This is a genomic window from Affinirhizobium capsici (assembly GCF_977018625.1).
Genome location: NZ_CDRNXD010000004.1, coordinates 749,868 through 764,154 on the forward strand (window position 1 = coordinate 749,868; position 14,287 = coordinate 764,154).

Annotated in this window: 14 protein-coding genes; 10 read left to right on the top strand and 4 right to left on the bottom strand. The window is 56.0% G+C overall.

Features of this window, described 5'->3' with window-relative positions:
* Positions 1–3: 3 nt before the first annotated feature.
* The gene (locus AC0JZ1_RS07020; RefSeq protein WP_471881700.1) at positions 4–1,107 is read right to left on the bottom strand and encodes an ABC transporter substrate-binding protein; all 1,104 of its coding nucleotides are present in this window, start codon (positions 1,105–1,107) and stop codon (positions 4–6) included.
* A 143-nt stretch (positions 1,108–1,250) separates the two neighbouring features.
* Positions 1,251–2,138 carry a MurR/RpiR family transcriptional regulator gene (locus AC0JZ1_RS07025; protein WP_471881701.1) on the bottom strand — a complete coding sequence of 296 codons (888 nt, stop codon included), beginning with the start codon at positions 2,136–2,138 and terminating at the stop codon, positions 1,251–1,253.
* A gap of 168 nt (positions 2,139–2,306) precedes the next feature.
* On the opposite strand from AC0JZ1_RS07025, the gene AC0JZ1_RS07030 reads away from it, so the two are divergent.
* The 6 genes from AC0JZ1_RS07030 (at position 2,307) to AC0JZ1_RS07055 (ending at position 9,807) form a co-directional block, all read left to right on the top strand.
* Positions 2,307–3,077 carry an N-formylglutamate amidohydrolase gene (locus AC0JZ1_RS07030; protein WP_471881702.1) on the top strand — a complete coding sequence of 257 codons (771 nt, stop codon included), beginning with the start codon at positions 2,307–2,309 and terminating at the stop codon, positions 3,075–3,077.
* 105 nt (positions 3,078–3,182) lie between these two features.
* Positions 3,183–4,757, top strand: coding sequence for an amino acid permease (locus AC0JZ1_RS07035; RefSeq protein WP_471881703.1), 1,575 nt, complete (start codon positions 3,183–3,185; stop codon positions 4,755–4,757).
* 69 nt (positions 4,758–4,826) lie between these two features.
* The gene (locus AC0JZ1_RS07040) at positions 4,827–6,197 is read left to right on the top strand and encodes a glutamine synthetase family protein (protein WP_471881704.1); all 1,371 of its coding nucleotides are present in this window, start codon (positions 4,827–4,829) and stop codon (positions 6,195–6,197) included.
* 103 nt (positions 6,198–6,300) lie between these two features.
* The gene (locus AC0JZ1_RS07045) at positions 6,301–7,680 is read left to right on the top strand and encodes an aldehyde dehydrogenase family protein (protein ID WP_471881705.1); all 1,380 of its coding nucleotides are present in this window, start codon (positions 6,301–6,303) and stop codon (positions 7,678–7,680) included.
* A complete protein-coding gene (locus AC0JZ1_RS07050; protein WP_471881706.1) occupies positions 7,681–8,832 on the top strand; it encodes an iron-containing alcohol dehydrogenase in 1,152 nt (383 codons plus the stop codon).
* Between the two features lie 258 nt (positions 8,833–9,090).
* Positions 9,091–9,807 carry an AAA family ATPase gene (locus AC0JZ1_RS07055; RefSeq protein WP_471881707.1) on the top strand — a complete coding sequence of 239 codons (717 nt, stop codon included), beginning with the start codon at positions 9,091–9,093 and terminating at the stop codon, positions 9,805–9,807.
* A 66-nt stretch (positions 9,808–9,873) separates the two neighbouring features.
* Here the strand turns inward: AC0JZ1_RS07055 and AC0JZ1_RS07060 are convergent, their stop codons facing one another.
* Positions 9,874–11,259, bottom strand: a complete 1,386-nt coding sequence (locus tag AC0JZ1_RS07060) for a L,D-transpeptidase (RefSeq protein WP_471881708.1) — start codon at positions 11,257–11,259, stop codon at positions 9,874–9,876.
* 188 nt (positions 11,260–11,447) lie between these two features.
* On the opposite strand from AC0JZ1_RS07060, the gene AC0JZ1_RS07065 reads away from it, so the two are divergent.
* The 3 genes from AC0JZ1_RS07065 (at position 11,448) to AC0JZ1_RS07075 (ending at position 13,098) form a co-directional block, all read left to right on the top strand.
* Positions 11,448–12,281: a DUF4432 family protein gene (locus AC0JZ1_RS07065; RefSeq protein WP_471881709.1), complete on the top strand. Its 834-nt coding sequence runs from the start codon at positions 11,448–11,450 to the stop codon at positions 12,279–12,281.
* An 85-nt stretch (positions 12,282–12,366) separates the two neighbouring features.
* On the top strand, positions 12,367–12,705 hold the full coding sequence (locus AC0JZ1_RS07070) for a protein tyrosine phosphatase family protein (RefSeq protein ID WP_471881710.1): 339 nt from the start codon (positions 12,367–12,369) through the stop codon (positions 12,703–12,705).
* Positions 12,706–12,756: 51 nt separating this feature from the next.
* Positions 12,757–13,098 (top strand): RidA family protein, encoded by a 342-nt coding sequence (locus AC0JZ1_RS07075; RefSeq protein WP_471881711.1) that lies wholly within the window; start codon positions 12,757–12,759, stop codon positions 13,096–13,098.
* 72 nt (positions 13,099–13,170) lie between these two features.
* Here AC0JZ1_RS07075 and AC0JZ1_RS07080 read toward each other — a convergent pair whose 3' ends face one another.
* Entirely contained in the window at positions 13,171–13,761 is a 591-nt protein-coding gene (locus AC0JZ1_RS07080) for a TetR/AcrR family transcriptional regulator (RefSeq protein ID WP_471881712.1), read from the bottom strand.
* Positions 13,762–13,873: 112 nt separating this feature from the next.
* Here AC0JZ1_RS07080 and AC0JZ1_RS07085 point away from each other — a divergent pair, with 112 nt between their 5' ends.
* The gene (locus AC0JZ1_RS07085; protein WP_471881713.1) at positions 13,874–14,272 is read left to right on the top strand and encodes a RidA family protein; all 399 of its coding nucleotides are present in this window, start codon (positions 13,874–13,876) and stop codon (positions 14,270–14,272) included.
* The last annotated feature ends 15 nt before the right edge of the window (positions 14,273–14,287 follow it).

The following is a 14,287-nucleotide window of genomic DNA, read 5'->3' on the forward strand; positions in this document are numbered from 1 at the left end:
CGCTTACTTTACGTTCGCGCCAACCACCTTGTCCCAACCGCCGGTGACGGCTGCCTTGTTGGCGTCCACGTCTTCGAGTGTCGGGAAGATTGCCTTTTCATAGGCCGCAGCCGGTGGCAGAGCGTCGATCAGTTCCTTCGGAACCTTGTTGGCCTTTACCATGGCATTGAAGCGGATCGGGTGGCAGTAACCCTTCAGCCAGCCGATCTGGCCATCGTCGGAGTACAGATGTTCCATCCAGAGCTTGGCAGCATTTGGATGTGGCGCGTAAGCAGAAATACCCTGTACGTATACGCCAGCCAGAACACCCTTTTCTGGCACGACAACATCGGTCGGCGGGTTGCCGTTCAACGTCTTTGCCCAGCCAAGAGCGTTATAATCCCAAGCGATGACGATTGGTGTTGCGCCCTGTGCCAGTGTGCCAGCCTTGCCGATGACCGGAACGAAGTTGCCAGCCTTGTTCATTTCGGCGAAGTACTTCAGGCCAGCTTCGCCAGCTTCCTTGCCATCCTTCGCGCCGGTCGAGAGGCCAGCAGCGAGAACACCGAGAATTGCCTGGTTGGACGCGCGCGGATCACCCGCGAGAGCAACCTGACCGGCATATTCAGGCTTCAAAAGATCAGCCCAGTCTTTCGGCGAGTTCTTGACCAGGTCCTTGTTCACGAACATGGACATGACGCCGTAATAATCGCCATACCAGTAGCCTTCGGCGTCCTTCACGTTGTCTGGAATTTCCGACCATGTGGAAACCTTGTAAGGCTGAAGAAGGCCTTCCTTCTTGGCCTGTGGACCGAATGCCAGGCCAACATCGATCACGTCAGGAGCCTGCGGGCCCTTGTTGTCCTTGTTGGCCTTGATGGCTTCGATTTCGTCAGCCGAGCCGGCATCCGGGTTCAGTTCGTTGACCTGAATTTCCGGGTACTTCTTCTTGAAGGCACTGATGACTTCGCCATAGCCGCACCAGTCATGCGGAAGAGCAATCGTCGTCAACATGCCTTCCTTCTTGGCGGCAGCGATCAGTTCTGCGCTTGGCTCCGCGAATGCAAGGCTGCTTGATGCAACCATGATTGCGGTCGTCAGCGACAGGAGTCTCTTGGTCTTGGTCATCACGATGTCCTCCGTTTGGTCTGTTCGTGTGGGCGCAACTCGTAGTGCCACTTCATGAATGGCATGTGACAGTTTTCGTATGTAGCCTGCCTTGGCCTATGCTTGTTGTTGTACGACAGGTTTCCTATTGTTTTCGCTCGTGTTTACCGCTCCTTCTCGCCAGCCGTCCGACGAAAAAGGCGGCTGCGTTCGAAGAGTTCTTCCAGCGAATTCATGCGCTCTCGGGTCTTGTCCCAGCTTGCGCTTTGTACGGCCTCAATCAAGGCCTCAACAGTGAAGAGAGTGACAACGGACGAGTCCCAAGCGGAAGGTGCTTCTATACGGATCTTGAAGATGTGAGATGCATGTCGCGCAACCGGAGACGCCCAGATATCCGTAAAGAGGATGATCACCACGCCGTTTGCCGCAGCCGCTTCCGCCAGTGTGGCAAGCTCTTGCTCGTAACGGCGGATGTCGAAGATTACGATCACGTCACCGGCGCTCATGTTCAACAAATATTGCGGCCAGGAACTGCGATTGGTGGAAATCAGTGTGGTGCGCGGTCTGATGACCTGCATGTGGGTGAAGAAATATTCCGCCAACGAACCGGTAATTCGGCCACCGACGAAATAGATGCTGCGCTTTTCATCCCGCAGAAGCGAGGCCACTTGATCGAAAGTGGCCACATCCATGGATGTCAGCGTATCGCGCAGATTATCGGTAATTGCCTCTGCAAAACGGTTGAGAATGTGGGCTGTTGGCGCGCCAGCCGCCCAACGGTCATGCTTGGCAATCGGGCTGGAAATCGTGGCTTCCAACTCCTGATGCAGATGAGACTGAAACTCTGGGTAACCCTTGTAGCCAAGCTTCTGCACCATGCGGGCAACGGTGGGGGTAGAGACGCCCGCATTATCGGCGGTCGCGGTGATGCTTCCCAATCCGGAGACCGGATAGTTCTCCAGAAGGCTATCAGCGAGCCGTTTTTCAGCCGGGGTCAACCCGTCATAGCGTTGACGGATAACCTCCAGCACGGTGTGCGATGGAGAGGTCACTGCTTACCCATTCCCCTTCCGGTCTCTTGCCGGTTTAGCGTTAGTTAACATTTGTGACAGGCTCCGAGTCAATCCGGGTCCTGAAAAGAATTTTTCAAATGGCAGTTGACGATGACGTGATGATGAAGAATTCTCTTCTCAACCTCAGGCATGATGCTGGATGGAGCGATGCTGGCTCAAACGGACTTTCTCAACGAGCGCGACGGAGATCCTGTCGCCGTGGAAAATGCGCAAGGCCGCAGCCCGGTGCTCTTGGTGTGTGAGCATGCCTCACTGAAGCTGCCGGAGAGGCTGGGAAACCTCGGCCTGTCTGACGATGCGCTATCTTCGCACATCGCTTGGGACCCAGGTGCGCTGGCCGTATCGCGGCTGATGTCGCGAAGCCTGGATGCAACTTTGATCCATCAGCGGTTTTCGCGCCTGATTTACGATTGCAATCGCCCGCCGGAATCGCCTGCCGCCATTCGCGATGTCAGCGAAGTATTTCGTATTCCTGGCAACGAGAATCTGAGCGCAGAGGAAAAGACCGCCCGCGCCGAAGCTCTCTATTTTCCATTTCAGAACCGAATTCGAGACGAGATTGTCCGTCGTAGAGGTGAGGGGCAATCGCCTGTTCTTGTGACGATGCATTCTTTCACGCCGGTTTACTTCGGTAAGCCGCGGGCGGTGGAAATCGGCATTCTGCACGATAGCGATAGCCGTCTGGCGGACCGGATGTTGAAGGCTGCAGAAGGCACGGTGCTATATCGTGTGGAACGTAACGAGCCTTACGGACCTGCTGATGGCGTGACGCATACGCTTGAGCTTCATGCCCTGCCAAACGGTCTTTTGAACGTAATGATCGAGGTGCGCAACGATTTGATTTCAGATGAAACCGGCCAAGGGGTCGTGGCCGATTTCCTGACGGGGCTTCTAAGCGAAAGCTTGCAGCCAAACTAACAAAAGAGACCTCGGGGAAACAGTTGTTGGCGTGCCGTGGCCGTGAGGTTGCGGGAAAGAGAATTCGAGGCCGTGCTGGCGGCCATTCGATGACAGGGGAACGTCATGTCTGATTATAGTGAGAATGACAAAAAGCAGGATATTCAAATCCTGCACTCCATGGGTTACGCGCAGGAGCTGGAGCGCCGCATGAGCTCCTTCTCCAACTTTGCCATTTCCTTCTCAATCATCTGCATCCTTTCGGGCGGAATCAATTCGCTCGGTCAGGCCACATCAGGCGCGGGAGGTGCTTCGATTGGCATTGGCTGGCCACTTGGCTGCCTGATCTCCGGCATTTTTGCGCTCGGGTTGGCGCAAATCAGCTCGGCCTATCCAACGGCGGGCGGGCTCTATCACTGGGGTTCGATCCTCGGGAACCGCTTTACCGGCTGGCTCTCCGCCTGGCTCAACCTGCTTGGGCTGGTCACGGTTCTGGGTGCGATCAATGTCGGCACGTTCTACTTCTTCTTTGGGGCCTTTGGCTCCACCTTCGGCATCGAAGACACCCTGGTTCATCGCGTTCTCTTCGTGGCAATCATTACTGCGGGACAGGCGCTGATCAACCACTTCGGGATTGGTTTGACGGCAAAGCTTACAGACTTCTCCGGTTATCTCATTCTCGCAACAGCAGTGATTGTGACGGCAGTATGCCTGATCAGCGCCCCATCTTATGAGTTTGCGCGTCTGTTCACCTTTGGTAATTATACGGGCCAGCCAACTATGGCTGCTGACGGCAGCCTGACGGGTGCCGCCGTTTGGCCGACCGCAGTTTCTGGCGGTATGGCATTCCTGCTCGGGCTTCTGCTGCCGATCTATACGATCACGGGCTATGATGCCTCTGCCCATACCTCCGAGGAAACAGTAAAGGCGGCGGTTGCCGTGCCAAAGGGCATGGTTTCCTCCGTGATATGGTCCACCGTGTTTGGCTATATCATGCTGTGCGCCTTCGTACTGATGTTGCCCAACATGGACGATGCAGCCAAGCAGGGCTGGAACGTGTTCTTCTGGGCCATGGACACGCAAGTCAACCCGACCGTGAAGAACGTGGTCTATGGGCTGATCTTTGTATCGCAATTGCTCTGCGGCTTGGCGACAGTCACATCAGTCTCGCGCATGATCTTTGCCTTTTCGCGTGATAAGGGCTTGCCTGCATCTTCGGCCCTGGCAAAGGTCAGCACCAAATACCGCACGCCGGTTGCCGCCATCTGGACCGGTGCCGTTTTAGCCGTCCTCTTCGTGTGGTTCACCTCCGCTATCACCATTGCCGGAACGCCTGCCTATTCCATTGTGGTGTCTTGCACGGTCATTTTCATATTTCTGTCTTTCGTGCTGCCTATTGCTCTCGGCTTCCTGGCGATTGGTACTTCGAAATGGCCCGCCATGGGTCCGTGGAATATGGGTGTCGGTGCCTACAAGCTGGTGGCAATTTTGGCTGTCATATCGATGGCAATCATCTTCTACATTGGTGTGCAGCCGCCGAATGATTGGGCGCTGGAAATCACTGTCGGCTTCCTGGTGCTGACAGCCATCGTCTGGTTCGGCTTCGAGAACCGCCGCTTCATGGGGCCACCGATTGGCGATGCTATTGCCAAGCGCAAGGAGCAGATTGCGGCGGCGGAAGCTGCTGTCGGTGAGGCTTGATGACCGCCTGAAATCTCAGCCGCCACGCGGGAGGCGTGGCGGTTCTTCTTATACGAACGGATACGGAAAATGACCTCACCCTATACCTTTGACGACCTGAAGATCGATGTGGCCGCCGGGCGGATAGACACGGTCATCGCAGCCCAGATCGATATGCAGGGCCGCTTGATGGGCAAGCGCTTTCAGGCAGAGTACTTCGTTGATAGCGCCTGGAAAGAAACGCATAGCTGCAACTATCTGCTCGCCACCGACATGGAGATGGAAACAGTCTCCGGTTACAAGGCAACCAGTTGGGAAACGGGCTATGGCGATTACACCATGAAGCCTGACCTCTCTACGCTGCGCAAAATTCCTTGGCTGGAAGGTACCGCGCTTGTGCTTTGCGACGTGCTGGACCATCACACCCATGCGGAAGTGCCGCATTCGCCACGCGCAATACTGAAGCGTCAGGTGAAAAAGCTGGAAGACATGGGCTTTACCGCCTTCATGGCGACCGAGCTTGAATTCTTCCTGTTTGATCAGAGCTTCGAGGCTGCACGCGAAAGCGGTTATCGCAATCTGAAGCTCGCTAGCGCCTATAACGAGGACTACCACATCTTCCAGACAACCAAGGAAGAAGAAGTGATGCGGGCCATCCGCACCGGCCTCCAGGGAGCCAGCATTCCGGTGGAGAACTCCAAGGGCGAAGCCTCTGCCGGTCAGGAAGAAATTAACGTGCGCTATGCCGAAGCGCTGACCATGGCGGATCGGCACGTCATCATCAAAAACGGCGTGAAGGAAATTGCCTGGGCCAAGGGCAAGGCGGCGACCTTCCTAGCCAAGTGGCATTATAATGCAGCCGGATCATCCTCCCACGTGCATCAGTCACTGTGGAGCCTGGACGGCAAAACGTCAGCCTTTTTCGATGAAAAGGGCGAGGCCGGCATGTCAGAAGTGATGCGCCAGTATGTAGCCGGTCTGCTCACCTATGCTGCCGAATATACCTACTTCCTCGCGCCTTACATCAACTCCTATAAGCGCTTCGTGGCCGGCACGTTCGCGCCGACAAAGATCGTGTGGAGCAAGGATAACCGCACCGCCGGTTTCCGCCTTTGCGGTGAGGAGACCAAAGGTATACGCATCGAATGCCGCATCGGCGGCTCCGATCTCAACCCCTATCTTGCCATGGCGGCTTTGCTTGCTGCGGGCATTGAAGGCATCAAGAACAAGATGCAGCTTGAACCGGCCTTCGTCGGTGATGCCTATGGTGGCAAGGGTGTGAAAGAAATTCCGCGCACTCTGCGCCATGCCACGGAAACGTTGCGAAACTCCGCCATGCTGCGCGAAGCATTCGGCGATGAGGTGATCGATCATTACGTGCGCGCTGCCGAATGGGAGCAGGAGGAATATGACCGTCGCATTACCGATTGGGAGGTCGCGCGCGGTTTTGAGCGGGCGTGACGATTACCGTTATTTCGTGACCTTGTTCACGGCTCTATAGATTAAGAAAACGGGTGGCGGCTATGGCCGCTATCCTCAGTTAAAGGGTAACAGGAAAACGATCATGACCATGATCCAATGTATCTCGCCGGTGGATGGCTCGGTTTACGCCGAACGTCCTGCCATGAGCTTCGAAGCGGCGTCCGAGGCCGTTCAGCGTTCACGTCGGGCGCAGAAGGACTGGGCGAAGCGTCCGCTTGAAGACCGTGTTCAACTCGTCATGAAGGGCGTGGCGCGCCTCAATGAGATGGTGGATGAGGTTGTGCCGGAACTGGCTTGGCAGATGGGCCGCCCGGTGCGCTATGGCGGTGAGTTCAGGGGTTTCAACGAACGGTCAAACTACGTTGCCAATGTTGCGGCGGAAGCCCTGGCTCCCATCAAGATCGAAGAGAGCGCTGCCTTTACCCGCCGCATTGAGCGCGAACCGCACGGCGTTGTTTTCGTTATCGCGCCATGGAATTACCCTTATATGACGGCGATCAACACGGTTGCCCCGGCGTTGATGGCTGGCAACACGGTGATCATCAAGCATGCGGCGCAGACACTGCTGGTAGGCGAGCGCATGGTGCGCGCCTTCGTGGAGGCTGGCATGCCGGAGGATGTATTCCAGAACATTTTCCTTGATCACCAGACTTCCGAAAAACTCATTGCTGCAGGTTCCTTCAACTTCATCAATTTTACGGGCTCCGTTGCCGGTGGCCGCGCTGTCGAGCGGGCAGCGGCCGGCACTTTCACCGGAATGGGGCTGGAGCTTGGCGGCAAGGACCCCGGTTATGTAATGGAAGATGCCGATCTTGACGCCGCTGTCGATACGCTCATGGATGGCGCGACTTTTAATTCCGGTCAGTGCTGCTGCGGCATAGAACGCATCTATGTGCATGAAAGCCTCTATGATGCCTTCGTAGAAAAGTCCGTTGCCTGGGTCTCCAACTACAAGCTTGGCAACCCGCTGGAGCAGGAAACGACGCTTGGTCCGATGGCCAATGCGCGTTTTGCCAAGGTGGTGCGTGAGCAGGTGGCAGATGCTGTGGCCAAGGGCGCAAAGGCGCTGGTCGATCCGAAGCTGTTTCCGCAGGATGATGGCGGCGCCTACCTCATGCCGCAGGTGTTGGTGGATGTAGACCCCTCGATGGACTTCATGCGCGAAGAAACCTTTGGTCCGGCAGTCGGCATCATGAAGGTGAAAAGCGATGCCGAAGCCTTGCAGCTGATGAATGATTGCAAATACGGGCTGACGGTTTCGCTTTGGACCAAAGATGAGGAGCGCGCATCCCGCTTGGGCGCAGAGCTGGAAACCGGCACGGTGTTCATGAACCGCTGCGATTATCTCGATCCGGCATTGGTCTGGACAGGTGTGAAGGAAACCGGAAGGGGCGGTTCCCTCTCGGTACTCGGTTTCCATAACCTGACCCGACCAAAGTCCTACCACCTCAAGAAGGCGTAAATGACCATGAACATCACCGCAAACTGGAGCTATCCAACCGCTATCAAGCTGGGTCGCGGGCGCATCAGGGAACTGGCGGATGCCTGCAAATCACTGGGAATGAAAAAGCCTCTGCTGGTTACCGATCGTGGCCTTGCCAATATGGCAATCACGCTTGGTGCGCTGGAAGTGCTGGAGGAGGCGGGCCTTGGTCGCGCGATCTTCGCCGATGTTGATCCGAACCCGAACGAGAAGAACCTCGAGGCTGGCATCAAGGCTTTCCGCGATGGCGGGCATGATGGCGTCGTTGCTTTCGGCGGCGGCTCCGGGCTCGACCTTGGCAAGTGCGTTGCCTTCATGGTTGGGCAGACACGGCCCGTATGGGATTTTGAAGACATTGGTGACTGGTGGACCCGGGCCAGCGTAGAGGGCATTGCACCTATCGTTGCAGTGCCGACCACCGCGGGCACGGGCTCGGAAGTCGGTCGTGCGTCCGTCATCACCAACTCGCAAACCCATGTGAAGAAGATCATATTCCACCCGAAGTTCCTGCCCGGCGTCGTCATTGCCGATCCTGAACTGACCGTGGGGATGCCAAAGGCCATTACCGCCGGGACCGGCATGGATGCTTTTGCGCATTGCCTTGAAGCCTATTGCTCGCCCTTCTTCCACCCCATGAGCCACGGCATTGCACTGGAAGGCATGCGGTTGGTGAAGGAATTCCTGCCACGCGCTTATCATGAAGGTACGGATATTGAAGCACGCACCAACATGATGGCCGCAGCCGCCATGGGTGCTGTGGCTTTCCAGAAGGGTCTTGGTGCAATTCACGCACTCTCTCACCCCATCGGTGCCGTCTATAATACACATCACGGCATGACCAATGCTGTGGTGATGCCGCCGGTGCTGAAGTTCAATCGCGCTAAAATCGAAGAGAAGATCGAGCGTGCAGCGGCCTATCTTGGAATTTCCGGAGGTTTCGACGGTTTCTATGATTATGTCCTGAAGCTGCGGGCAGAACTGCATGTGCCTGAAAATCTGACTGCCATGGGTATCCAGCCTGATCGCATTGATGAGCTCGCGGCAATGGCGATTGAAGATCCATCCTGCGGCGGCAACCCTGTGGAGCTGACACTGGAAAACACCAAGCAGCTTTTCCGAGATTGTTTCTAGTTTCGCTCTCTCGTTAATAACTGAAGCCCGGCATTCGCCGGGCTTTTGATTTAATCACTTGAGGTAACAAACTGAAATCTTGCGCTTTTACAAATTTCAGGGTGAGGAGAATTAGCGTCTGCAATTTCTATTAGGTAAAATTAACGGCTCGTAAATTTACTCCTCGTTAACCATGATTGCTCAGAATTGTAGCATTAGCACAATGTAGCGGTGCTTGGTTGAGCGATGCGGCTCAAACACCGACGGGGACGCAAATAGATGCCAGTGATTTCTTTCGCAAATGCCAAGGGTGGTGCCGGCAAAACGACTGCGGCTCTTCTTCTTGCCACGGAACTCGCCCACCAAGGTCATCGCGTGACCCTGATCGATGGTGATCCGCAGCGTTGGATCAGCCAGTGGCACGACCTTTCGGGCGCGGTGCGCAATATCAACATCATTACCGAAGTCAGTATCGCTTCTCTGCACTGTCATTTGCGCGAGATGGCAAGCCAGACGGATTATTTTATCATTGATCTTGCAGGCGCCCGCGATGCGCTGGTGACCACCGCGCTTGGCCTCTCCGATCACGTCTTCATCCCCGTGCAGGGCTCTGCCATGGACGCCAAGGGTGCAGCACAGATCCTCGATCTACTCGCCCAGATGAAGCAAAAGGGTGGTCTGGATATCGCGCACTCCGTTGTTTTGACGCGGGTCACGCCAATGGTCACTACGCGCTCGCTCGTGGCCATCAAAGGCTTGCTGGCACAACGCGGTGTGAATGTATTGAACACCCCGATTGGCGAGCGCACTGCTTTTCGCGAATTGTTTGAGACCGGCGGCACGCTTTACACGCTGGATGCAGCGAAGGTTTCCAACCTCGACAAGGCCCGCGAGAATAGCCGCGCTTTGGCCGACGAGGTAAAGCGCCTGATGCCGATGCGCGTCGTGCGTTCTGGCATGGGCCGCGTATTAAGCTTCAATCGCTCGGCTGCTTGAGCGTCAATTCCAGCATACAAAAAGGGGCGCCCGCAGCGCCCCTTTTTCGTTTCCAAATCACGAACCTCAATCGACAAATTCAACTACCGTTCCAGGCTTCACCATCTTGGCCAATTCCGTTGCGTCCCAATTGGTCAAGCGAATGCAACCGTGGCTGTTCGTCTTGCCGATCTTGGAAGGTTCCGGCGTGCCGTGGATGCCGTAGGTGGGCTTGGAAAGTGCAATCCAAACTGTACCGACAGGGCCGTTCGGACCTGGCGGGATTTGCAGGATCTTGTCGTTGGCGCCCTGCTGGAAGTTGATCTTTGGGTTATAGGTGTAGCCCGGGTTCAGCGCGATGCGCTGAACGGTATGCGTTCCAGTAGGCGAAGGCGTGTCGGACGAGCCGATCGTTGCAGGATAGGCCGAAACGAGTTTGCCGTCTGCACCATAGGCGAAGACTTGCTTCTTAGCCTTGTCCGCGACGATGCGTACGACTTCACCCGTTTTCGGCTGGCCTGGATTAACAACCTTGATGATCGTGCCGGGTACCGTGAAATCCTTGCCCTGGTTCAGCGACTTCAGGAAGCCCTCGTCCATATGAAAGCGCTCGGCGAGAGCTTCGGTAACGGACGTAAAGGACATCGCTGGAAGCTGCGCCTTATGGGCATAATCTTCCGGAATAGCGGCCACATATGGGCCTGCCGCATCGGCAGGAGTGATCGTGTAATCCACCATCGGCAGACCGCCTTCGTAGGTCAGGCGCTGCATGATGTCTTCGGAATTATTCGGATCGAGGGTATCGCCTGTCATTTCCTGCCAAGCCGCGATAGCCTTGTTGACGTTGTCGCCAAGGTGACCATCGATGACGCCTGGGGAAATGCCTTGACGATCCAGAAACACCTGGAGGGCTACAATTTCCGCAAGTGGCTTATTGGTTGGCGTAATGACAGCCTTGTTGCTGTGTGGCACGATGTTTGGCTGTGGCAAGGGCTGTTCGAGGTTGCCGGTTTCGCCGCCGTCATCCAGAATCATACCGTCATCGTTCAGCGGAAGACGTTCGATGGATGCATCGCGCCGGATTGTGCCGGTTACATCCCCGGGCTCACCTTGCCGATATTCGCGGTAATCCTGATATCCACGAGCATTCGCCTGGCCGTATGGGTCATAGCCACGTTGCGCCCCGCGTGGAGCAGGCGGGTAACCACCGGGAGAGCGTCCATAGGAATCGCCGCGCATTTCAGTGGCAATCACATTGCCCCAGCGATCAATGAAGACCCTACGGCCCATATTATCACGGCTAATGGCAATATCACCGCTATCGGGCATGTAATCGAGAATAGCGCCATCCGGGGCAACCAACACGGTGTCGGACGGCGCGCGGGCATAGCGCCCCTGGGCTGCGGCTGGCGTTGCCAGCTGCGTTCCAATGAGAGCCATGATACTCAGGCTTGTAATTAAGAAGCGCTTCACGTTATCACCGTTTTCAGAACTAAACGAAGAACGGCGAATCTGCCGTCCCGTTCCCCCAGAATTTTCGCGTTTTTGTCAGACAAGCGGATTTTGACGCAAGTATGGAAAAATAGAAAGTTAGGGTGAACGAAGGCTTAAATTCGTGGTTTCATGACTGTCTTGGCAAATCACGGATCAGGGAGAAGATCGTGAAGGCTTTGTTCGCAGCCCGTGGCCCAAAGATTTTTCTCGATCCCACCAGCGTTCTCGATATCGGGAGCTGCATCGTCAACGGCACGGATATTGCGCCGGGGCGAGCCATTCCCGATGATGGAGACCCGCGCATTGATCACTCGCTGGAGGGCTTCTTGTTCACGTGTGGCCCGGACCATATCCGGCACCCTGAGCCAATTGCGGGTGGGAACGGACGCTACCCTCTGCATGGTTCCTACTCTTCCCATCCCGCCGAGATTTTATTCTGGGATGCTCAAGGCGATGATGCCGAATGTGTCGCGCGTGTTCCGGTGAAAACGGCTGAGGGTGGCGAAGCGTTATTGGAGCGGCGTTGGCGCATTGATGGCGAGACCGGTGAAGTGTGCCTCAGCGACAAGGTGACGAATGTTGGCAGGATCGCGTTTGCCAAGGTACATATGTACCACATGAATATTGGCGCCTGGCTGTTTGATGAACATGTGCGGCTATCGGGCGCGATGCTGCAAGGTGGCAGCCTGCCGTGGAATTTTGGTGACGAACCAGGGGGTGTGTTCTGCGTACCTGCGCAGCGAGACGGGGAGGAATGGGCGGAGGTGGCGCTTGGGCCTATCGCCTCGCTCGGAGGGCTAACGCTGCGTCTCCGCTTTGCGACTGCCTCGCTTCCTCACCTGCAGGTTTGGCGCAATCAGAAGGCACCTGCCCATGTCCTGGGCATAGAGCCGGTTTCCCACCGTTGGGTGAGCCGGGCAGAACTACAAAAGACCGGCGAGTTGGCAATGTTGAACCCTGGTGAAAGCGCTGAATATGGCCTGCGTTTCTGTTTCGTATAACGTCAGCGCATCAAGGCGCGATTGACGCGACTGCCGCCCCGTCGTAATTGGAACTCCTCGATTTTTCAGAGCCGGAGGCCGAACTATGGATATCCGCCAGATCAACGACGAATATTCCGTCACGGGGCAGATTACGCCCGCCGATCTCGATGACATCAAGGCCATGGGTTTCAAATCCATCGTCTGCAACAGACCGGATGAGGAAGAGCCAGGCCAGCCGAGCTTTGCTGAGGTTTCCGCCCGCGCCAAGGAGTTGGGGCTTGAAATCGCGTACGTTCCAGTCGGTCGTATGGGCGTGGATGCCGAGGCAGTACGTGGCATGGTGGATGCGCTGGATGATTTTCCGCGTCCGATGCTTGGCTATTGCCGCTCTGGTGCCCGGTCAACGGCCATTTATGAGAAGAGCCTGCATCTGCGCGGCTGATCCTTTGATTTCATCTATTTCCTGAAGCTCAATTCATTGGGGAGATTTTCCATGAGCATTAAGCGTATCGAACCGGGCAAGCGCATGAGCGGTGCCGTTGTCCATGGCAACACCGTTTACCTTGCTGGTCAGGTTGGCGAAGGCACGACTGTTACGGAACAGTCCAAGTCTGCCCTGGCAGAGGTTGATCGCCTGCTGGCGCTGGCCGGCTCGGACAAGTCCAAGATCCTCCAGACCATCATCTACCTTTCCGATATGTCCACTTTTGCGGAAATGAATGCTGTCTGGGAAGCCTGGATCGATCCGGCAAACCCGCCAGCGCGCGCCACGAGCGGAGCCCCGCTTGCCACGCGCGATTACAAGGTCGAGTTCATCGTGACCGCGGCGATCTAATCATCGCCTTACAGATTGATTAAGAGCCCGTCGGATCGTGTTGATCCGGCGGGCTTTTTGATGAGGGCGTTGCTATTGTTTGGCTAGCAGCCCTTCAGCCAGTGCCTGGAATGCCTCAATGGCTTGCGGTAGCGCTTCTTCAGGATTGTCCTTGGCGGCAACCCACATCGCGGCGTTGAGGGCCGCGCCGCTGAGAAGGCGTGAAGCAGCCTCGGCATTCATGGGACGGAGGATACCGTCGCAGATGAGGCCTTCCACAGTCTGTAGAGTGGCTTTCAAGCAGCTGCTCTGGCTCGGCCAGCGCGATGGATCTCCCAAAATGGCCGGCCCATCACGCAAGACGATCTGTTGAACTTCTGGCTCCAAAGCCATCTGGATATAAGCCGTAGCCTCCAGCAGCATCGCGTCCCAGGCTGTTTTTGCGGATGCGGCGCTCTGTCTCGCTTTTTCCGCCATCTCGGAATCAATCTGGTCCACGACAGCAGCCAAAAGGCCGCGCTTATCACCAAAGCTGTGATAAAGGGCGCCACGGGTAAGGCCAGCTTCAGCGGTCAATTCATCCATTGAGGCGTCGGAATAGCCTTTTTCCGCAAATGCTTTTCTGCCTGCGGCTAGTAATTTCTTACGGTTTTCTTCCGCTTTTTCCGCACGCGTTACGGCCATTTCCATCTCCTTCACATACGAAGCGTATTTGAATTGACATACGTATCGTATGTGATTAGGTTTTCACATACGATACGTATCTGAAAATGCATTCTACGGCAAGGAGACCAAGATGATGAAACGTGAAGCTATTTTTCCTGAAGATAGGCATGCGCTTTATGAAGAGCACGGCTATTCCGCGGCAATCCGTTCAGGTGATCTATTGTTTGTCTCAGGGCAGGTCGGCAGCCGCGGCGATGGTACACCTGAGCCTGAGTTTGAAGCGCAAGTGCGCCAGGCCTTCGCCAATTTGGAAAACACCCTGAAAGCGGGTGGCTGCACGATGGAGGATATTGTGGATGTCACGACGTTCCACACCGACCCGGAAAAAGAGTTCCCGACCATTATGTCGGTCAAACAAGAGGTGTTTCCGACCAAGCCATACCCCAACTGGACCGCAGTGGGCGTGAACTGGCTGGCAGGCTTTGATTTCGAGATCAAGGTTATCGCCCGGGTACCGAGCGATAACTAGCGGGATAGGCTGTGG

Excerpts from the sequence above, each read along its gene's own strand:
- AC0JZ1_RS07035 (WP_471881703.1), top strand. The coding sequence starts at position 3,183 with ATGTCTGATTATAGTGAGAATGACAAAAAGCAGGATATTCAAATCCTG.
- AC0JZ1_RS07075 (WP_471881711.1), top strand. The coding sequence starts at position 12,757 with ATGAGCATTAAGCGTATCGAACCGGGCAAGCGCATGAGCGGTGCCGTT.
- AC0JZ1_RS07020 (WP_471881700.1), bottom strand. The coding sequence starts at position 1,107 with ATGACCAAGACCAAGAGACTCCTGTCGCTGACGACCGCAATCATGGTT.
- AC0JZ1_RS07085 (WP_471881713.1), top strand. The coding sequence starts at position 13,874 with ATGATGAAACGTGAAGCTATTTTTCCTGAAGATAGGCATGCGCTTTAT.
- AC0JZ1_RS07040 (WP_471881704.1), top strand. The coding sequence starts at position 4,827 with ATGACCTCACCCTATACCTTTGACGACCTGAAGATCGATGTGGCCGCC.
- AC0JZ1_RS07030 (WP_471881702.1), top strand. The coding sequence starts at position 2,307 with ATGCTGGCTCAAACGGACTTTCTCAACGAGCGCGACGGAGATCCTGTC.
- AC0JZ1_RS07055 (WP_471881707.1), top strand. The coding sequence starts at position 9,091 with ATGCCAGTGATTTCTTTCGCAAATGCCAAGGGTGGTGCCGGCAAAACG.
- AC0JZ1_RS07050 (WP_471881706.1), top strand. The coding sequence starts at position 7,681 with ATGACCATGAACATCACCGCAAACTGGAGCTATCCAACCGCTATCAAG.
- AC0JZ1_RS07070 (WP_471881710.1), top strand. The coding sequence starts at position 12,367 with ATGGATATCCGCCAGATCAACGACGAATATTCCGTCACGGGGCAGATT.
- AC0JZ1_RS07080 (WP_471881712.1), bottom strand. The coding sequence starts at position 13,761 with ATGGCCGTAACGCGTGCGGAAAAAGCGGAAGAAAACCGTAAGAAATTA.
- AC0JZ1_RS07045 (WP_471881705.1), top strand. The coding sequence starts at position 6,301 with ATGACCATGATCCAATGTATCTCGCCGGTGGATGGCTCGGTTTACGCC.